Annotated in this window: 14 protein-coding genes, 1 tRNA gene and 1 riboswitch; of the genes, 2 read left to right on the top strand and 13 right to left on the bottom strand. The window is 66.1% G+C overall.

The window, feature by feature from the left end; translation table 11 throughout:
- Window positions 1-25 precede the first annotated feature (25 nt).
- The 6 genes from N6H05_RS01355 to N6H05_RS01330 form a co-directional block, all read right to left on the bottom strand.
- Window positions 26-1444, bottom strand: coding sequence for an MFS transporter (locus N6H05_RS01355; RefSeq protein WP_284112398.1), 1419 nt, complete (start codon window positions 1442-1444; stop codon window positions 26-28).
- Window positions 1445-1466: 22 nt separating this feature from the next.
- The gene (locus N6H05_RS01350; protein ID WP_284112397.1) at window positions 1467-3902 is read right to left on the bottom strand and encodes a TonB-dependent receptor; all 2436 of its coding nucleotides are present in this window, start codon (window positions 3900-3902) and stop codon (window positions 1467-1469) included.
- 8 nt (window positions 3903-3910) lie between these two features.
- Window positions 3911-4069 carry a hypothetical protein gene (locus N6H05_RS01345; RefSeq protein WP_004209804.1) on the bottom strand — a complete coding sequence of 53 codons (159 nt, stop codon included), beginning with the start codon at window positions 4067-4069 and terminating at the stop codon, window positions 3911-3913.
- A gap of 287 nt (window positions 4070-4356) precedes the next feature.
- Complete coding sequence (fdhD, locus tag N6H05_RS01340) at window positions 4357-5208, bottom strand: formate dehydrogenase accessory sulfurtransferase FdhD (RefSeq protein ID WP_284112396.1); 852 nt, start codon at window positions 5206-5208, stop codon at window positions 4357-4359.
- Complete coding sequence (locus tag N6H05_RS01335; protein ID WP_284112395.1) at window positions 5205-7472, bottom strand: FdhF/YdeP family oxidoreductase; 2268 nt, start codon at window positions 7470-7472, stop codon at window positions 5205-5207. Before N6H05_RS01335 ends, fdhD begins: the two co-directional genes overlap by 4 nt.
- A 136-nt stretch (window positions 7473-7608) precedes the next feature.
- Window positions 7609-7695 (bottom strand) — tRNA-Leu (locus tag N6H05_RS01330).
- Window positions 7696-7835: 140 nt separating this feature from the next.
- Here N6H05_RS01330 and N6H05_RS01325 point away from each other — a divergent pair.
- Complete coding sequence (locus tag N6H05_RS01325; protein WP_284112394.1) at window positions 7836-8351, top strand: hypothetical protein; 516 nt, start codon at window positions 7836-7838, stop codon at window positions 8349-8351.
- Here the strand turns inward: N6H05_RS01325 and gltB are convergent, their stop codons facing one another.
- The 5 genes from gltB to N6H05_RS01300 all read right to left on the bottom strand — a co-directional run bounded on the left by gltB (window position 8352) and on the right by N6H05_RS01300 (window position 17200).
- Window positions 8352-12887: a glutamate synthase large subunit gene (gltB, locus tag N6H05_RS01320; RefSeq protein ID WP_284112393.1), complete on the bottom strand. Its 4536-nt coding sequence runs from the start codon at window positions 12885-12887 to the stop codon at window positions 8352-8354.
- A gap of 92 nt (window positions 12888-12979) precedes the next feature.
- A complete protein-coding gene (locus N6H05_RS01315; RefSeq protein WP_037507231.1) occupies window positions 12980-14431 on the bottom strand; it encodes an NAD(P)-dependent oxidoreductase in 1452 nt (483 codons plus the stop codon).
- A gap of 165 nt (window positions 14432-14596) precedes the next feature.
- The gene (locus N6H05_RS01310) at window positions 14597-15406 is read right to left on the bottom strand and encodes an undecaprenyl-diphosphate phosphatase (RefSeq protein ID WP_284112392.1); all 810 of its coding nucleotides are present in this window, start codon (window positions 15404-15406) and stop codon (window positions 14597-14599) included.
- A 183-nt stretch (window positions 15407-15589) separates the two neighbouring features.
- Window positions 15590-16519: a complex I NDUFA9 subunit family protein gene (locus N6H05_RS01305; protein ID WP_284112391.1), complete on the bottom strand. Its 930-nt coding sequence runs from the start codon at window positions 16517-16519 to the stop codon at window positions 15590-15592.
- Window positions 16520-16621: 102 nt separating this feature from the next.
- A complete protein-coding gene (locus N6H05_RS01300) occupies window positions 16622-17200 on the bottom strand; it encodes a TMEM165/GDT1 family protein (RefSeq protein ID WP_004209829.1) in 579 nt (192 codons plus the stop codon).
- A 94-nt stretch (window positions 17201-17294) separates the two neighbouring features.
- Window positions 17295-17404: riboswitch (yybP-ykoY riboswitch) on the bottom strand.
- Between the two features lie 34 nt (window positions 17405-17438).
- On the opposite strand from N6H05_RS01300, the gene N6H05_RS01295 reads away from it, so the two are divergent.
- Window positions 17439-17855: a DUF1801 domain-containing protein gene (locus N6H05_RS01295; RefSeq protein ID WP_284112390.1), complete on the top strand. Its 417-nt coding sequence runs from the start codon at window positions 17439-17441 to the stop codon at window positions 17853-17855.
- A 9-nt stretch (window positions 17856-17864) separates the two neighbouring features.
- Here N6H05_RS01295 and N6H05_RS01290 read toward each other — a convergent pair whose 3' ends face one another.
- On the bottom strand, window positions 17865-18293 hold the full coding sequence (locus N6H05_RS01290) for a hypothetical protein (protein ID WP_284114141.1): 429 nt from the start codon (window positions 18291-18293) through the stop codon (window positions 17865-17867).
- A gap of 97 nt (window positions 18294-18390) precedes the next feature.
- Window positions 18391-18951: a hypothetical protein gene (locus N6H05_RS01285; protein ID WP_010336965.1), complete on the bottom strand. Its 561-nt coding sequence runs from the start codon at window positions 18949-18951 to the stop codon at window positions 18391-18393.
- Between the last annotated feature and the right edge of the window lie 7 nt (window positions 18952-18958).

The raw sequence follows: 18958 nt of genomic DNA, 5'->3' as shown, positions 1-18958 counted from the left end.
TCTCCTTGAATTTATGCGTGGACGGTCAGGCGGGGATCGCGTCGCGCTGGTCGAGGGCGCGGCGGATTTCGGCATGGGCGGCTTCGTCGAGCGGGAAGCGCCAGATGATGAGGGTGGCGATGATGTGGGCCAGGGCCGGGCCGAGGGCGAAGACGGTCTTCAATCCTTCGAGCGCGGCCGGGCTGTTGTGCGGGCCGGCGGCAAAGCCGAGCCAGGCGATGAGCGGCAGGGCGATGCCGATGCCGATCGCCGGGCCGAGCTTGGCCGAGAGGGCGAAGACCGAGAAGAAGAGGCCGGTGCGGTCATGGCCGGTGCGCAGCCGGTGGGCGTCGGCCACATCGGCGACCATGGCGCGCAGCATGAGGTTGCCGGAGCCCTGGGTCAGCCCCTGGGCGATGGTGAGGGCGAGGAGCAGCGGCAGGCCGCCGGGGAAGACGAAGAGCAGGCCGATATTGATTGCCGCCTGGGCGATTTCGCCGCTGATCGCGGCCTGACGCTTGCCGATGCGGGTGCCGATGCGCAGCCAGATCGGCGCGGCGGCGACGCCGAAGATGAACTGGAGCAGATAGAGGCCGCTGGCCCAGGCGGGGAGGCCCATATACCAGACGGCGAAGAAGACGATCAGGCTGGCGCGGATCGACTGGCCGGCGGTGACGACGGCGTCGGAGGCGAGGACACGCAGCAGCAGCCGGTCGGAGAAGATGACGCTGGTGGCGCGCCAGAAGCTCTGGCGGACCGGCGGGGTGGCGGGAACCGGCGGTTCGGGCACGGAAAAGAGGGTGAGGGCGAGGCTGGGGATGAGGGTGGCGATGATGAAGCCGCCGACCAGCTGGAGCTTCAGCGTGCCATTGCCCGGTTCGACCTGGTCGAGGATGGTCGGCAGCACCAGCACGGCGAGCAGGCCGATGGCGCGCAGCAGTGCCTGATAGCTGACGACGCGGGTGCGGCCATGATAATGGCGCGACAGCTCGCCGGCCCAGGCGGAGGCCGGTATCTCGATCATCGACCAGCCGAGATAGAAGAAGAAGAGGGCGGCGCCGAGATAGGCGGGCGTCACCAGCGCGGCGGGCGGGAAGAAAAGCAGTGCCGAGGACAGGCCGAACAGCAGGCCGCCGGCCGCGATCCACGGGCGGCGCCGGCCAAAGCGGCTGCGGGTGCGGTCGCTGAGCGCGCCGACCAGCGGATCGGCGCTGACATCCCAGATGCGGCCCAGCAGGAAGATGAAGCCGATGGTGGCGAGCGAGAGGCCGAACTGGGTGGCGTAAAGCTGGGGCACGAACAAGGCGAGCGGCAGGCCGGCGCCGGCGATTGGCACCGCGATCGAGGCGAAGCCGGTGAGGCGCAGGCGCGAGGGTTCCCCCTCCCCGACGCGGGCGGGTTCTTCCGGCCGGGCCCGTTGCCGGGTCCGGTCATCCAGATAGTCTGCGTAGGGAAGGGTAGCCATGATCTTGCCTCCGTATTGGGGGTCAGAATTTGCTGCGCAGGGTGACGCCGATGGTGCGGGGATCGCCGACGGTGGCGGTGACGAGGCCGGTGTTCGCGACCGAGAGCGTGTCGACATAATCCTTGTCGAACAGGTTCTTGGCCCAGAGCGACAGGTCGATCAGGCCATCGTCCAGCCGCACGCCGATGCGCGCATTGGCGACGCCGTAGCTGGGCACCAGCGAGTAGCGGCTGTCCGACACGGCGGTGTAGTAGGAGGAACGCCAACTATAGTCGGCGCGGCCGTAAAATTGGGCGTCGCCCCATTTGGTGGTGCCGAGCGGAATGGCGAAGTCGCCGCCCGCGCTCCACGACCATTCGGGCACGCCCGACAGCGGCTTGCCGCTAAGGTCGGTAACGGGGGAACCGCCGGTGGTCGGATTCAGTGCCTCGACCGGGGTCGGGCCGTTCTTGAAGTCGACATAATAGGCGTCGGTATAGGCAAGCGAGGCGTTGAGATTGACATAGCGGCTGAGCGCCAGCGCACCGTCCAGCTCGAAGCCGCGGGCGCGCGCCTCGGGAATGTTGGTGATATAATTGCGGGTGCTGTTGGTGCCGACAATCTGTTCGGTGATCGCGGTCTGATAGTCGAAGATGTTGGTCCAGAAGGCGGCGGCGTTGAGCGTCGCCTTGCCGCCCCAGAACTGGCTCTTCACGCCGGCTTCGTAATTGTCGACCTTCTCGCCGCCGACATCGGGGCTGACCCCGGCCGGGATGTTGGTGAGGTTGAGGCCGCCCGACTTGTTGCCGCGCGAATAGGTGGCATAGACAAGCACGTCCGGCGTCACCTTGTAGGACAGGGTGGCGAGGCCCGAGAGGCTGTTGTCGGTGAAGCCGGTCGAGTAACTGGTGACGGGGTTGAGGCTGTTGCGCAGCGCGATCGCGGCGGTGCGCTGGGCCGCGGTCAGGCCGGAGAAATCATTCCCCTCCGCCCACCACTGGCTGTAGCTGCCCTGCTTCTTTTCATGCGTGTAGCGCAGGCCGAGCGTCAGCGAGAGGCTGTCGGGAATGATGGCGTAGCTGGCCTGGCCGAACAGCGCGGCGCTCTTCGTCTCCGGGTTGGAGCTGGAGCGGGCGACGAAGCCGTTGACCGCCGCATTGCTGACCACCGGATCGGCATTGGGGAAGAGCCAGCGCGGCGCGTCCACGCCATAGCCGGCGGCGCCCGATCCGTTGATGATCTGCCAGAAATAATAGGCGCCCAGCACATAGGAGAGGCGGGTATCGCCGTTGGAGGCGATGCGAAATTCCTGGCTGAACTGGCGCTGGTTATTTTCCTGATGGTTGAGCGTGTTGACCGAGAGCGAGGTGGCGTCGCTGTCGTTGCGCGGATACCAGTTCCAGGCGCGATAGGCGGTGATGGAACTGAGCGTGACCGGGCCGACATCCCAGTCGGCCTTGCCCGAAATGCCCCACTGATTCATGTTCGCCTGGAACTGGCCGTCGACATCGACCTTGCGGGCGAAGGGATCGGTCGGCAGCGGCGTGTAGCCGGCGCGGGCGGCGCGGATGTTGAAATTGTTCGCGATCGTGTTGCCGTCATCATAGGTGGTGAAGACGGTGCTGGGCAGGCGGACGCAGCAGTTGAGCGTCTGTTTCGAATAGTCGCCAATCAGGCGCAGGCTGAAGCCCTCACCCTGGGTCAGCAGCAGCTGGCCGCGCGCGGTGAAATTGTCGTAATCATGGACTTTCTTGCCGTTATAGACATTGGTCAGGAAGCCGTCGCGATGGGTGTCGGCGATGCTGACGCGCACCGCCGCCCAGTCGGTAAGGCCACCGGTGACCGTGCCGCGCAGCTGGCGGAAGCCATAATCGCCCAGCGTCGCTTCCACCTGACCGCCGAAGTCGAAGCTCGGCTGGCGGGTGGTGATGTTGATCGCGCCGGCGGTGGTGTTCTTGCCGAACAGCGTGCCCTGCGGCCCGCGCAGCACCTCGATCCGTTCGAGGTCGACCAGATCGAACTGGCTGGCGCCGACGCGGCCATAATAGACATCGTCGATATAGACGCCGACGCCATTTTCGAGGCCGTCATTGGTCAGCGCGACGTTGGAGCCGAGGCCGCGGATGTTGATGTTGGTGTTGCGGGGGTTGAAGCTGAACAGCTGGAGGCTGGGCGCGACCTGCTGCACGGCGGCGAGGGTATAGTCGCCGCGCTGTTCGAACAGGTCGCCGCCGACGACGCTGAGCGCGACCGGCACGTCCTGCGCCTTTTCGGCGCGGCGGCGGGCGGTAACCAGGATGGGCGCGCCATAATCGCCTTCATCGACGGCGGCTTCGGGGGCCGGGGCAGGCGCCGCGGCGGCGGGTTCGTCGGCAGCATGAGCGGCGCTCGGCAGCAGGCCGATAGCGACGCCGGCGAGCAGCAGGCGACGGAGGGACAGGCCGTGCCGGGGTCGGCTGGGCGCGAGGACTTGGGACATGAAGAGGCTTACTCCCTGAATTTCTTGTCTGTTCTGCTTGTGGGCTGCGGACGCAGGGCATCGTCGCGCACGGCATTCAGGCCGTAGAGCGCGGCGGCCGCCTGGAGCAGCGACACGGAATAGGCTGGGTGCGGCGACGCGCGTCGGCCGCGAGCTTCCACGGGCATGTGATCCCCCTTTCCCGCACGACGCATCGGCGGAGGACGGGCGGATGGAGGCGCGCCGCATGGCGACGCGCTGCGTGGCGGGCGTCAGGCCCTAGATTTCAGATGGATGGCACATCGTTTCATTCCCCGTTCTGTTGGGGGGAACACGAAGCTGGCGTCGTCGCCCGAGCATCGTGCGCTTTAGCTGTTGGTGACGCGGAGCAAGCTGCATCCCGATCAAAAGCCGCGGGTCCGATGCCGATGTCGTCATCCGGGCGGGGACCAGTCCGCTCCGTTTCAGGCAATCTCTACTTATAAGATAGAGTGTCTGACTCAACCAAGTTTTGCTTGGTCGTGCCCAAATTGCGCTGTGCCGGTCCGTCCGCCCGTTCGAGCATGGCGTCGCGCCGGGCGAGGGTGATGAGGCGCAGGCCAGATTCGGCGGCGCGATCGAGCGCCAGGCTGGTGGGGGCGGAGAGGGTGACAAGCAGCGGGCAGGCGGCGAGCGCGGCCTTTTCCACCAGTTCATAGGAGCAGCGCGAGGAGAGGAGGGCGAAGCCGCCATCCCAGCCAAGACCAGCGCGGGCCATGGCGCCGATCAGCTTGTCGAAGGCATTGTGGCGGCCGACATCCTCGCGCGCGAGGCGGAGCGTGCCGTCGGACGTGGCGAGGGCGGCGGCGTGGAGGGCGCCGGTGCGCTGATTGCCCGGCTGACGGGCGTCGAGCGCATCGAGGGCGCGGAACAGGGCATCGTCGCTGGCCTGGGTAACGGCGGTGACGCGCGGCAGCGGGCGCAGCGCCTGTTCCAGATTCTCTATGCCGCACAGGCCACAGGCGGATTCGGCGACGCGGTGGCGGACGCGGGCGAGGATGCGGTCATGGCGGTCGGCGATCAGGCGGATACGCAGCAACAGGCCCTGGGGCGCTTCGTGAATGTCGATGTCGATGATGTCGGCAGCACTATCGATCAGCCGTTCGGACAAGGCGAAGCCGGTGGCGAGATCGTCGAGATCGGCCGGGGTCGCCATCAGCACGGCATAGCCGATGCCATTATACTCGAGCGCGACCGGGCATTCGACCGCGACCGCGCGGGTGACGGGCGCGCGGCCGCCATCCGGGGTGATCCGGGTGAAGCGGACGGGCCGATCGGCGTCGCTCATCGGGCGGCGCGCACCGTGACGGGAATCGATTTGTAGGCGGGGGTGCCGCTGGCCGGATCATAATCGCCGAGCGGGACGAGATTGTTCGCCTCGGGATAATAAGCCGCGAGCGATCCGCGCGCGATGGCGTGCATGACGATGGTGAAGCCGCGCAATTCGCGCCCGGCCGGCGTCGTCACATCGACCTTGTCGCCATGGGCCAGGCCCATCTCCGCCAGATCGATCTCGTTCGCGAAGATGATGTCGCGCCGGCCATGGATGCCGCGATAGCGATCATCATAGCTGTAGATGGTCGTATTATACTGATCATGGCTGCGGATGGTGGTGAGCAGCAGCGGCAGCGCGCCCTCGTCCGGCGCGGCCGGGTGGGTGATGAACTGCGCCTTGCCGCTGGGCGTGTTCCAGGTCCGGTCGCTGGGGCCGATGGTCAGGCGGAAACCGCCCGGTTCGCGCACCCGGATGTTGAAGTCGCGGAAATCGGGATAGACCGCCTCGATCCCGTCGCGGATGCGGTCATAATCGGCGACCATGCCGTCCCAGTCGGTGCGGCTGGCGGGCATGGCGGCCCTGGCCAAGCCCGCAACGATCGCCGGTTCGGAGCGGACATGGGGCGAGGGGGGCTTCAATTTGCCGCGCGAGGCGTGGACCATCGACATGCTGTCCTCCACCGTCACCCATTGCGGGCCGGCGGCCTGAAGATCCAGTTCGGTGCGGCCAAGGCAGGGCAGGACCAGGGTCTCGCGCGCGGTCAGCAGGCAGGTGCGGTTGAACTTGGTGAGGATGTTGACCGACAGGTCGAGTCGGCGCACGGCGGCGAAGCAGGCGTCGGGATCGGGCATGGCGACGGCGAGATTGCCGCCGAGCGAAATCAGCGCTTTCGATTCGCCAGCGTGCATGGCGGCCAGTGCCTCAACCGCATTATGGCCATGCTTGCGCGGCGACTGGATGGAAAAGGCTGTGTCGAGCCGTTGCAGCATCGCCTCGGTCGGCAGTTCGGTGATGCCAACGGTGCGATCGCCCTGCACATTGCTATGGCCGCGCAACGGGCAGATGCCGGCGCCCGGCTTGCCGAAATTGCCGCGCAGCAGCAGCAGGTTGGCCAGCGCCTGCACATTCTGCGTGCCGTGGCGATGCTGGGTGATGCCCATGCCATAGCAGATGATGACCCGATCGGCCTTGGCATAGACATGGGTCATGCTTTCGATCGCTTCGCGGGTGAGGCCGGACAGGCGCTCGATCCACGGCCATTGAGTGGCTTCGATGTCGGCGCGCAGGGCGTCGAAGCCCTCTGTATGCTGGGCGATGAAGGCGTGATCGAGCGTGCCGGGCTGCTGTGCCTCGATCGCCAGCAGCGCCTTCATCATCCCCTTGAGCATCGCCATGTCGCCGCCGATCCGCACCTGATGATAGGCGGACGCGAGCGGGGTGGCGCCGGGCGAGAGCATTTCGGTGGGATGCTGGGGCGACTTGAAGCGTTCCAGCCCGCGTTCGCGCATCGGGTTGGCGACGATGATCGGCACGCCACGCTTGGACGCGGCGGCGAGCGTGCTCAGCATGCGAGGATGGTTGGTGCCCGGATTATGGCCGATGCAGAAGATCGCGTCGGCATGGTCGAAATCCTCCAGCGTCACCGTGCCCTTGCCGATGCCGATCGACTTGGGGAGGCCGGTGCTGGTCGCCTCATGACACATGTTCGAGCAGTCGGGGAAATTATTGGTGCCGAACTCGCGGGCGAACAGCTGGTAGAGGAAGGCGGATTCGTTCGAGGCGCGGCCCGAGCAGTAGAATTCCGCCTGGTCGGCATGGTGGAGCGCCTGGAGCGCGGCGCCGGCGCGGGCAAAGGCCTCTTCCCAGCTGATCGGCACGAAATGATCGGTCGCGGCATCATAGCGCAGCGGCTCGGTCAGGCGGCCGGCGTCCTCCAGCTTGTGGTCGGTCCATGTCCACAATTCGCTGACGCTGTGGCGGGCGAAGAAATCGGGATCGACGCGCTTGACCGTCGCTTCCCAGGTGACCGCCTTGGCGCCATTTTCGCAGAACTCGAACGAAGAGGTGTGCTTGGGATCGGGCCAGGCGCAGCCGGGACAGTCGAAGCCGTCGGGCTGGTTCATCTGGAGCAGGGCGCGGGTGTCGGGGCTGGCGCGCATCTGTTCGGCGACCGTCTTGGCCACTGCACGCAACGCGCCCCAGCCACCGGCCGGGCCGTCATAGCTGGATACGCCTTCCACCGTGTCGGGGATCAGGTCTTCGGCGGATTTGTCCATGGTCGTCTGTCCCACATCATCGCGGTGCCCCGCGTCGGATATAGGAAAATTCGGCTGGAGAACCAAGGCCGGGCAGGCAGGATGGGTGGTGCCCGCAGGGGGCTGTCATCATCATCTGCAGCTATTGGGAAAGTGATGGTGCGGTCGAGAAGACTCGAACTTCCACGGCCTTTCGGCCACAACGACCTCAACGTTGCGCGTCTACCAATTCCGCCACGACCGCACATCAACAGGGAAACCGGCGGGGCCGGTGCCTTGGTAGGAGGCGGCCCTTAGCAAAGGCTTTTGGGTCATGCAACCAGTGATCGGCATCGACGTTATCTTTGTTTGACAGAAAGTCGGTTGCAGAGAGGGTCTGGCCCCATGTCGTTGCATTTCTGGGTGGGTTCAGGCGGCGTGCTGGTGGTCGCTGCAGTGACCGGGCTGGGCCTGGGCGCCTATGTCATCAGTCCGCAAAAGCCGGTGCAGATTGCCGTGGACACGGAATTGGACAGCATGGACATGGCGGTTCCGCAGACTCTGTCGGAAGGCGATCGCGGTCCTGCGTTCATAAGCTGCACCGGGTGCGGGCCGACGCTGGAAGAACGGCGGATGCAGGCCGATATGGCCGGGCTGGATGCCGATGGAATGATTGGCGAATCGCACGATCCGGCGGTGCGCGACTATCTGGCGGAAGAGGACCAGCCGGTCGAATCGGCGGCGCTGGGTGACCCGCCGCTGCCACAGCCGACGGTGCAGGTTGATCGCCTGCCGCCGCGCATCGAGCGATTCGCGGCGGGCGAGGCGGAACCGAGACCGGCCTGGATGCCGGTCGCGGCGACGACGGCGCCGCCCCCGTCGGTCCCCGCAGAACCGGCAGAGGCGGGCTTGCCGCAGTAATTATTCGGCAGCGACCGGGGTCGATGCGTCGCTCAGCGGGTGGGCCAGGCGATTGACCATTTCCTTCGGGCAGACCTGCCAGATGTACCGGCGCCAGCGATCCCAGTCCTCCAGGATGGTGTTCGACCATTTGCTGTCGGTCGCGGCCGCATGTTCGGCGATCAGCGCCTTCAGCTCGCCTTCCCAATGGGCACTGTCCAAACGCTGCCAGACGATGCTTTCCGGGTTGGCGCGGCTCGGGAAGCTGCCATCCTCGTCGAGGATGAAGGCCATGCCGCCGGTCATGCCCGCGCCGAAATTGGCGCCAGTCTTACCCAGGATCACGGCGGTGCCGCCGGTCATATATTCGCAGCCATTGGCGCCGCAGCCTTCGACCACCACCTTCGCGCCCGAATTGCGGACCGCAAAGCGCTCGCCGGCCTGACCCGCCGCGAACAGCTTGCCGCTGGTCGCGCCGTAGAGGACGGTGTTGCCAAGGATGGTGTTGTCCTTCGACGAGAGCGGCGAGGAGACGGTGGTGCGCACCTTGATGATGCCGCCCGACAGGCCCTTGCCGACATAGTCGTTGGCGTCGCCGAACACTTCCAGGGTGATCCCCTTGCAGAGGAAGGCGCCGAGCGACTGGCCGGCCGAACCGCGCAGGCGCACGGTCAGATGGCCGTCCGCCAGCGTCGACATGCCGAACTTTTCGGTCACGGCGGAGGAGAGGCGGGTGCCGACGGCGCGGTGCGTGTTGCGCACCGTGTAGGTCAGCTGCATCTTCTCGCCGCGCTCGAACACGGCGCGGGCATCCTTCATCATCTGCGCGTCGAGGCTGTCGGGCACTTCATTGCGCCACTGGGGCAGGCTGAAGCGACGATGCTCGTCGGGCGCGTCGACCTTGGCCAGGATCGGGTTGAGGTCGAGATCGTCGAGATGCTCGGCGCCGCGATTGACCTGCTTCAACAATTCGGTGCGACCGATCACTTCGTCCAGGCTGCGGAAGCCCAGACGCGCCAGGATCTCGCGCACTTCCTCGGCGATGAAGGTCATCAGGTTGATGACCTTTTCCGGGGTGCCGGTGAACTTCTGGCGCAGCTTCTCATCCTGCACGCAGACGCCCACAGGGCAGGTGTTGCTGTGGCACTGGCGCACCATGATGCAGCCCATGGCGACCAGCGACAGCGTGCCGATGCCGAATTCCTCGGCGCCCAGGATCGCGGCGATGACGATGTCGCGCCCGGTCTTGAGGCCGCCATCGGTGCGCAGCTTCACGCGGTGGCGCAGGCCGTTGAGGGTCAGCACCTGATTGGCTTCCGACAGGCCCATTTCCCAGGGGGTGCCGGCATATTTGATCGAGGTCTGGGGGCTGGCGCCGGTGCCGCCGACATGGCCGGCGACCAGGATGACGTCGGCATGCGCTTTCGCCACGCCGGCCGCGACCGTGCCGATGCCGGCCTGGCTGACCAGCTTGACGCAGACGCGGGCGCGCGGGTTGATCATCTTGCAGTCATAGATGAGCTGCGCGAGATCCTCGATCGAGTAGATGTCATGGTGCGGCGGCGGCGAGATCAGCGTCACGCCGGGCGTCGAGTGACGCAGGCGGGCGATGAATTCGGTCACCTTGAAGCCGGGCAGCTGGCCGCCCTCGCCGGGCTTGGCGCCCTGTGCGACCTTGATCTCGATTTCCTCGGCCGATCCCAGATATTCGGCATGGACGCCGAAGCGGCCCGACGCGATCTGCTTGATCACCGAATTGGCATTGTCGCCATTTTCATAGGGCTTGAAGCGCGCGGCATCCTCGCCACCCTCGCCCGACACCGCCTTGGCGCCGATGCGGTTCATGGCGATCGCCAGCGTTTCATGCGCTTCGGGGCTGAGCGCCCCCAGCGACATGCCCGGCGTCACGAAGCGCTTGCGGATCTCGGTGGTGGCTTCCACCTCGTCGATCGGCACCGCCTCGCGGGCGAAGTTGAACTCCATCAGGTCACGCAGATAGACCGGCGGCAGGTCGCGCACGCCGCGCGAGAATTGCAGATAGGTCGAATAGCTGTCGGTGCCGACGGCGGTCTGCAGCAGGTGCATCAGCTGGGCGGAATAGGCATGGGCCTCGCCGCCGTTGCGCTGACGATAGAAGCCGCCGATCGGCAAGCGGACGACCGCGCTGTCATAGGCCTTGTCGTGGCGCAGCATCGCCGAATAGTGGAGCGAGGCATAGCCTTCGCCCGAAATCTTCGCCGGCATGCCGGGGAAGAGATCGTTGACCAGGGCGCGCGACAGGCCGACCGCTTCGAAATTATAGCCGCCACGATAGGAGCTGACGACCGCGATGCCCATCTTGGACATGATCTTGAGCAGACCCTCGTTGATCGCGGTGCGCTGACGTTCGAAACACTGGTCGAGGGTCAGGTCGCCGAACAGGCCGCGGGCGTGGCGATCGGCGATGCTGGCTTCGGCCAGATAGGCGTTCACCGTGGTCGCGCCGACGCCGATCAGCACCGCGAAATAATGGGTGTCGAGCGCTTCGGCCGACCGCACGTTGATCGACGCATAGCTGCGCAGGCCCTTGCGGACGAGATGGGTGTGGACGGCCGCGGCCGCCAGCACGCCCTGGATCGCGACCCGGTCCTGCCCGGCGCGCTCGTCGGTCAGGAACAGTTCGCTGCGCCCTTCGCGCACCGCCTGCTCGGCCTCCTCACGGATGCGGGCGATCGCCGCGCGCAGCTGTTCCTGGCCGCCGGTCGAGGGGAAGGTGCAGTCGATTTCGGCCACGGCCGGACCGAAATAGGCCTTGAGCCGCGCCCATTCGGCGCTGTTGAGCACCGGTGATTCCAGCACCAGCACATGGCTGTTCTGCGCATCTTCCTCCAGGATGTTGTGGAGGTTGGAGAAGCGCGTCTTGAGGCTCATCACATGCCGTTCGCGCAACGGGTCGATCGGCGGGTTGGTGACCTGGCTGAAATTCTGGCGGAAGAAATGGCTGATGGTGCGCGGCTTGTCGGAGATGACCGCCAGCGGCGTGTCGTCGCCCATTGAGCCGATCGCTTCCTTGGCATCCTCGACCATCGGCGCGAGGATCAGCTCCATATCCTCCAGCGTCATGTTGGCCGCGACCTGGCGCCGGGTCAGTTCCGCCTTGTCCCATGCCGGCAGGGCGCTGGGGACGTCGGGCAGGTCGGTGATGTCGAGGAAGTCCTTGATCAGGTCGCCATAGGGGCGCTCGCCCGCGATGCGATCCTTGATCGCGCGGTCGTCATAGACCTCGCCTTCCTGCAGATCGATCGCGATCATCTGGCCCGGACCCATGCGGCCCTTCTGGACGATGGTGGTTTCGGGCACGACGACCATGCCGGTTTCCGAACCCACGATCAGCAGATTGTCGCCGGTCAGCGTGTAACGTAGCGGACGCAGCGCGTTGCGGTCGACGCCGGCCACGACCCAGCGGCCGTCGGTCATCGCGAGCGCGGCCGGGCCGTCCCACGGCTCCATCACGGAGGCGAGATATTCATACATGTCGGCATGCGCCTTGGGCAGCTCGGCGCTTTCCGCCTGCCATGCCTCGGGCACCAGCATCAGCTTGGCCGTGGGCGCATCGCGGCCCGAACGGCAGATCGCCTCGAACACGGCGTCCAGTGCGGCAGTATCCGACGCGCCGGCCGGGATCACCGGCTTGATGTCCTCCGACTGCTCGCCGAAGGCCAGCGACGCCATCTTGATCTCGTGGCTCTTCATCCAGTTCTTGTTGCCGCGGATCGTGTTGATCTCGCCATTATGGGCGAGGGTGCGGAACGGCTGGGCTAGCCACCATTGCGGGAAGGTGTTGGTCGAATAGCGCTGGTGGAAGATGGCGACGCGGCTCTCGAACCGCTCATCCTGCAGGTCCGGATAGAAGACCGACAGCGATTCGGCGAGGAACAGGCCCTTGTAGATGATCGAGCGGCACGACAGCGAGCAGACGTAGAAGTCGCTGATCTGCGCTTCGATCACCTTCTTCTCGATGCGGCGGCGGATCAGGTAGAGATCCTTTTCGAACTCGCCGACGTCGCGTTCCTCCGGCATCGGGCCGGCGATCATGATCTGCTCGATCTCGGGACGGGTGCGCTGCGCCTTCTCGCCGATGACGGAGACGTCGACCGGCACCTGGCGCCAGCCATAGATGGTGTAGCCCGCGTCGATGATCTCGGCCTCGACGATGGTGCGGCAGGTTTCCTGCGCGCTGAGGTCGGTGCGCGGCAGGAAGATCATGCCGACGGCGAGGCGGTTGGGCAGCGGCTTGTGGCCCGAATCGGCGATCGCATCGTCGAAGAAGCGGACCGGCAGGTCGACATGGATGCCGGCGCCATCGCCGGTCTTGCCATCGGCGTCGACCGCGCCGCGGTGCCACACGGCCTTGAGCGCATCGATCGCGGAGGAGACGACGCGGCGGCTGGGCCGGCCGTCGGTCGCGGCAACCAGGCCGACGCCGCAGGCATCGCCCTCCATCTCGGGATGATACATGCCCTCGGCAGCGATGCGTGCGCGCTCTTCGGGGCTCGCCATATAGGGGGTGTCGGTCATGTCGCTATCCAATCCTGTCGTTCGGTTCGAGCCTGTCGAAATCTGGCGCCGCGTTCTGGACAAGCTCGAACCGAACGGACGGAAGGGGGATCTCAGGCGGCGACGCGCTCGCTGGCGGCGGCGACGGCCTTGGCCTTGAGATATTTGTGCATATGGTCGGTCACGTCGCGGCCATCGCGGATGGCCCAGACCACCAGCGATGCGCCGCGCACGATGTCGCCGGCGGCGAAGACGCCGTCCATGCTGGTCATCATCGTCTTGTGATCGACGCGCAGCGTGCCCCAGCGGGTGACCGACAGATCGTCGGCGCCGAACAGGCGGGGCAGGTCTTCGGGATCATAGCCCAGCGCCTTGATGACCAGATCGGCTTCCAGCGTATGTTCGCTGCCCGGATCGGGTTCTGGCGCGCGGCGGCCCGATGCGTCGGGCGAACCCAGGCGCATCTTCGTCACCTTGACGCCGGTGACATGCTCCGTGCCCTCGAAGGCGATCGGGGCGGTCAGCCAGACGAACTCGACGCCTTCCTCCTCGGCATTGGCGACTTCGCGCTGCGAGCCGGGCATATTGTCGCGGTCGCGGCGATAGAGGCACTTCACCGACTTGGCGCCCTGGCGGATGGCGGTGCGGACACAGTCCATCGCGGTGTCGCCGCCGCCGATCACGACGACATTCTTGCCGGTGGCGAGCAGGGTGCCATCCTCATGGCCGGGCACGGCATCGCCGAAGCCTGCCTTGTTGGAGGCGGTGAGATAGTCGAGCGCCTTGACCACGCCCGGCGCACCGACGCCCGGCGCCTTGATGTCGCGGGCCTTGTAGACGCCGGTGGCGATCAGGATCGCGTCATGCTTGGCGCGCAGCTGTTCCATGCTGGCGTCGCGGCCGACCTCGAACCCTTCGTGGAAGATGATGCCGCCATCCTTGAGACGCTGGACGCGGCGCATGACGACGTCCTTTTCCAGCTTGAAGCCGGGGATGCCATAGGTCAGCAGGCCGCCGGCACGGTCGTGCCGGTCATAGACATGCACTTCATAGCCCGCGACGCGCAGATATTCGGCGGTGGTGAGGCCAGCGGGGCCAGCGCCGATGACGCCGACCGACTGGCCGCGCGCGGCGCCGGGGACCAGCGGTTCGACCCAGCCTTCCTTCCAGGCGGTGTCGGTGATGAACTTTTCCACCGAGCCGATGGTGACCGATCCGTGGCCGGAAAATTCGATCACGCAATTGCCCTCGCACAGACGGTCCTGCGGGCAGATGCGGCCGCAAATCTCCGGCATGGTGCTGGTCAGATTCGACAGCTCATAGGCTTCGCGCAACCGGCCTTCGGCGGTCAGGCGCAGCCAGTCGGGGATATGATTGTGCAGCGGGCAATGGGTCGAGCAATAGGGCACGCCGCATTGCGAGCAGCGCGACGCCTGTTCCTCGGCCTTGTCCAGAATGAAGGACTTGCTGATTTCCAGAAAGTCCTCGGCGCGTGCATCAGCGCCGCGCTTTTCCGGATAGGCCTGTTCCTTGCCCACGAACTTCAGCATCGGATTTTCAGCCATGGCATTTCCCTGCAACGATTGTTTGCAGTGCGCATAGCAGGAAAACCCGCGGAGTCACGCGGATTCTGGCATTTAAGACAGCTAGGTTGACCTATTATCTGGCAGTTTGGGAAAAGACTGTCGCGGCGCTGTAATTATCTTTCAAATATTAGGTCCGTATCGGCCTTATCTCAGGCTGAGCCAGACCAGCGCGCCGATGCCGGCAATGATTCGATACCAGGCAAAGGGTGCAAAGCCGTGGCGCGACACCAGGCCGACGAACCATTTTATCACCAGCAGCGCGACGATGAAGGAGACGATGAAGCCGAGCGCGATGCTGTCCCAGCCGACCTGGGCGCTGGTGAGCTGGTCGCCCTTCTTGAGCAGTTCCAGCGTCGAGGCGCCGAGCATGGTCGGGATGGCGAGGAAGAAGCTGAACTCCGCGGCGGTGCGGCGCTCGACGCCCAGGGTCAGTGCGCCCATGATGGTCGCGCCCGAGCGGCTGACGCCCGGCACCATGGCGAGGCACTGGATGAAGCCGATGCCGATGACGCGGACCAGCGGAATGTCGGCGATGCCGTGGAAGCGCTGTTCCTTGATCAGGCGTTCGATCACCAGGATGGCGACGCCGCCGACCACCAGGGCGCACGCGACGACGCGGGGCGAGCCCAGCAGCGTGTCGATATAATCGTGCAGGGCAAGGCCAATGACGACGGCGGGGATGAAGGCGACCAGCAGGTTGCGCACGAAGCGGATGCTGACCGGATCGCGGCGGAGCAGGCCCATGGCCACCGCCCAGAAGGTGCGCCAGTAGAGGACGACGACGGCGAGGATCGCGCCGAGCTGGATCATGACGTTGAACATCGCCCAGACCGACGCATCATAGCCGAGCAACTCGCTCGCCAGGATGAGGTGGCCGGTCGAGGACACGGGGAGAAATTCGGTCAATCCCTCCACGATGCCGAGCAGGATGACCGTCAGATAATGCATGTCCATGGGGATGTCGGATCCTCAAGCAGGGGGCGCATAAGCCGAGCCCTCCCCCCGCGAAGGGAGAGGGCCGGGCAATGCCTATATGTCAGGGATGCACCATGCCGCAGTGCAGCGAAAAGGCAAAGCGGCATGGCCACGGCCGGTCGTGGCCGATCATCGGCCCGTCGAGCCGATGGCGGGAATGGATCAGGCCTTCACGCGGCCGGCGAAGCGGCCATGCTTGCGATAGGGGACCATCCAGCGTTCGGCGACGGCGGCCATCGGCGTGGGGGCAACGCCGAGCGCCTCAAGGCCCGGCGCGCCGGGCGCGGCGACATTGTCCTGGCCCAGCATGGCGAGCTGGTCGCGGGTGATCGGGCCGCCGGGCAGTATCGCCAGCAGCGAGGCGAAGGCGCCGGGCACCTCGACCAGCGGCTTGTCGCCCCGGCCGATCGCCTTGGCGACCCAGGCGTTGATTTCCTTCATGCTCATGACCTGCGGGCCGGCGAGTTCGAAGGTCTTGCCGCCAAAGACACCGGGCTGCTGCGCCGCGTTGGCGATCGCCTCTGCGACGTCGCCGACATAGACGGGCTGGAATTTGGTGGCGGCGCCGATCACCGGCACGACCGGGCCGCTGCTGGCGACGCCGGCGAAGCGGTTGAGGAACTGGTCCTCCTGGCCGAAGATGATCGACGGGCGCATAATGGTCGCGGTCGGGAAGGCGGCCAGCACGGCGGCTTCGCCTGCGGCCTTGGACCGGCCATAGGCCGAGGGGCTGTTGGCGTCGGCGCCGATCGCCGAGACATGGACCAGCGCGGTGACGCCGGCGGCGGCCGCCGCCTTGGCGACATTGGCGGCGCCCTCATGCTGGACGGCGTCGAAATCGCCGCTCAATATGCCGACCAGGTTGATGACGATGTCGCTGCCGCGCAGGGCGCGGGCGACGGTGTCGGGCTTGCGGATATTGGCCGCGACGAACTGGGTCTGGCCCAGATTGCCGAGCGCCTTCACCTTGACCGAATTGGCGAGGTCGCGCTGGGCGATGCGCACGCGCGCGCCGCGTGCCATCAGCGCCTGGGCGACCTGGCGCCCGAGAAAGCCGCCGCCGCCGAAGATGGTTACCAGATTGTCCTGCATCACGCGCGTCCCATGCTGTTCGAAAAGGGGAAAGTTCGTGCCCTTTCCCTTGCAACTTCTGCCGCCCGCTGACAACCGCCCGCCGGCGGCGGCGTTCCGATTTTACCCGATCCAGCCCTGCAGTCCGGCGATCATCCACAGGCCCAGCAGCAGGAAGAGCAGGGCGGCGCCGACCTGCAGCGCGCGCATCGGCACCCGCTTGGCCAACGCCTCGCCGAACAGCACGGCGGGGACATTGGCCAGCATCATGCCGCAGGTGGTGCCGGCGGTGACGGCGAGCAGATTGTCGAACTGGGCGCCCAGCGCCACGGTCGCCACCTGGGTCTTGTCGCCCATCTCGACCAGGAAGAAGGCGACCAGGGTGGTCACGAACACGCCGGCCTTCGACGGGGCCTTGAGTGGCGCATCCTCATCGATCTTGTCGGGCACCAGCGTCCAGAGCGCCATGGCGATGAAGCTGGCGGCGACGGCGTAGCGGAACCAGGGTTGCGTCAGCACCCCGGCGATCGAATGGCCGACCAGCGCGGCGAGGAAATGATTGGCGATGGTCGCGACGAAGATGCCCAGGATGATCGGCACCGGCTTCCTGAAGCGGGTGGCGAGCAGCATGGCCAGCAACTGCGTCTTGTCGCCCATTTCGGCGAGCGCGACGAGGGCGGTGGAGGTGAGAAAAGCTTCCATGAATATCGTCCGGGCCGGGCTCTGACAAAAAGACACAATGCCACCGTCTTCCCCGCCCGGCCGGACTTGGAAGCCGATGCCATTGGTCTCGCCCGATGCAGCTGGATGCTGCATCCCATATGCCATGGCCTCTCGGCCAAATATGTTGACATATGGCCCGTCCCTTGCAGCGGAACGGCTGGCTACTCCCCAGATGACGCGCTAGCCTGTAGCCGGACAGGCCGCGAAAGGCAAGCCGATGGCGACGGGCGAGAACAAGACCATGGAGACGGCGGCGGACGTTGCTGCCTATCTCGACGTGGTCGAACCGGCTGAGCGACAGGCGGATGGACGCATCGTCGCGGCGTTGATGGCGCGGCTGTCGGGTGAGCCGCCGCGGCTGTGGGGGCCGAGCATCATCGGCTTTGGTCGCTATCATTATCGCTATGACAGCGGGCGCGAGGGCGACATGTGCCGGATCGGCTTTGCGCTGCGCAAGACGGAGCTGGTCTTCTATCTCGCCGGTCTCGACGACGCCGATGTCATGGCATTGGGCAAGCATCGGCGCGGCAAGGGCTGCCTCTATGTCAAACGGCTGGCCGATATCGACATGGCCGCGCTGGAGGCGCTGATCGTGCAGAGCCTGGCGCATATGGACGGGCTATATCCGCGCTAGGAAAAGCGTTCAGGGCGTGCTGCTGCTGCTCTGTTGCATCCGCCGTTCGGCGAACCATTGCTGCATCCGCCGTTCGGCGAACCATTGCTGCAGCATCTGGGCGGTGCAGCCGGTGAAGCCGTTGCTGCCAATGGCCGAGCAGCTGTTGGGCAGGATCTGGCGCTGGGTCTGTTCCATCGTCGCGACCTGGCTGCCCCAGCCGGGGCCACCCACTTCTTCGGGCTTTTCGCGCAGCTTCTTGGGGATGCGATAGCGTTCGGATTCGGGCTTGCGGGCGCAGACCACGATTTCCTCGCCCTCACCGGTCGGGCAGGGATCATCGCCATAGACGATGAGGTTGAAGATCTTCTGCGGCGGATCATCCTGGGCGACGGCCGGCGCGGCGGGCAGGGCCAGCGCGGCCAGGCCAGCGATCAGCAGGGGGCGGGGGAGACGCATCATCAATTCCTTCATTCGCCCCGGTTGCACCCCGTTCGTCCCGCGCTGCACTGGCGCGGGATCGATATGAACAGACGCCGCAGGACGCCCCATGCCGTCACGGCCGGGGCGGGACTTCCTGTTCCTGCGCCTTCTTGGCATCGGCGTCGGCCTTTTCTTCGGCCAGAACGCGCTTTTCGATCGCTTCGCTGTCGGCGTCGATGGTCGACAGGCGCCTGGCGCGCTCGGCTTCGACCAGATCCTTCCAGCTCGCATTGTCGGCCTGCTGCCGTTCCGCCTTGGCGAGGCGCGACAGCTTGGCGAAGCAGCCGGTGGCGCCGCCGCCGCCGACCGGCGAGCAGCTTTCGGTGCCGTCGCGGCCGACATATTCCATCGACTTCACCCGCTCGCCCCAGGCCTGGTTGCTGGGCTTGTTGGGGTCGCCGCGCAGCGGCTCGGGAATGCGGTAGCGTTCCTCCTCGCCCTTGCGCGCGCACACGACGATGCCGTCGCCCTGGCTCTGGGGGCAGGCATCATCGCCATAGACGATGACCAGATTGACCTTTTCGGAGCCGGTGCTGGTGGCGGCCGTGGGGGCGCTGTCCTGCTGTGCGAGCGCGGGGGCGGCGGTGCCCAGCATCAGGCCGGCGGCCAGAGCGATCAACGGGGTCTTCATCATCGGTCCG

It is taken from the genome of Sphingobium sp. WTD-1 (assembly GCF_030128825.1).
GTDB lineage: Bacteria > Pseudomonadota > Alphaproteobacteria > Sphingomonadales > Sphingomonadaceae > Sphingobium.
This window is presented reverse-complemented; position numbering and strand designations above follow the sequence as displayed.

What these genes read in the sequence shown, in the direction of transcription:
- N6H05_RS01315 (WP_037507231.1), bottom strand. Translation starts at nt 14,431, where the DNA reads ATGGCTGAAAATCCGATGCTGAAGTTCGTGGGCAAGGAACAGGCCTAT.
- gltB (WP_284112393.1), bottom strand. Translation starts at nt 12,887, where the DNA reads ATGACCGACACCCCCTATATGGCGAGCCCCGAAGAGCGCGCACGCATC.
- N6H05_RS01355 (WP_284112398.1), bottom strand. Translation starts at nt 1,444, where the DNA reads ATGGCTACCCTTCCCTACGCAGACTATCTGGATGACCGGACCCGGCAA.
- N6H05_RS01335 (WP_284112395.1), bottom strand. Translation starts at nt 7,472, where the DNA reads ATGGACAAATCCGCCGAAGACCTGATCCCCGACACGGTGGAAGGCGTA.
- N6H05_RS01350 (WP_284112397.1), bottom strand. Translation starts at nt 3,902, where the DNA reads ATGTCCCAAGTCCTCGCGCCCAGCCGACCCCGGCACGGCCTGTCCCTC.
- N6H05_RS01345 (WP_004209804.1), bottom strand. Translation starts at nt 4,069, where the DNA reads ATGCCCGTGGAAGCTCGCGGCCGACGCGCGTCGCCGCACCCAGCCTAT.
- N6H05_RS01285 (WP_010336965.1), bottom strand. Translation starts at nt 18,951, where the DNA reads ATGATGAAGACCCCGTTGATCGCTCTGGCCGCCGGCCTGATGCTGGGC.
- fdhD (WP_284112396.1), bottom strand. Translation starts at nt 5,208, where the DNA reads ATGAGCGACGCCGATCGGCCCGTCCGCTTCACCCGGATCACCCCGGAT.
- N6H05_RS01290 (WP_284114141.1), bottom strand. Translation starts at nt 18,293, where the DNA reads ATGCGTCTCCCCCGCCCCCTGCTGATCGCTGGCCTGGCCGCGCTGGCC.
- N6H05_RS01305 (WP_284112391.1), bottom strand. Translation starts at nt 16,519, where the DNA reads ATGCAGGACAATCTGGTAACCATCTTCGGCGGCGGCGGCTTTCTCGGG.
- N6H05_RS01325 (WP_284112394.1), top strand. Translation starts at nt 7,836, where the DNA reads ATGTCGTTGCATTTCTGGGTGGGTTCAGGCGGCGTGCTGGTGGTCGCT.
- N6H05_RS01300 (WP_004209829.1), bottom strand. Translation starts at nt 17,200, where the DNA reads ATGGAAGCTTTTCTCACCTCCACCGCCCTCGTCGCGCTCGCCGAAATG.
- N6H05_RS01295 (WP_284112390.1), top strand. Translation starts at nt 17,439, where the DNA reads ATGGCGACGGGCGAGAACAAGACCATGGAGACGGCGGCGGACGTTGCT.
- N6H05_RS01310 (WP_284112392.1), bottom strand. Translation starts at nt 15,406, where the DNA reads ATGGACATGCATTATCTGACGGTCATCCTGCTCGGCATCGTGGAGGGA.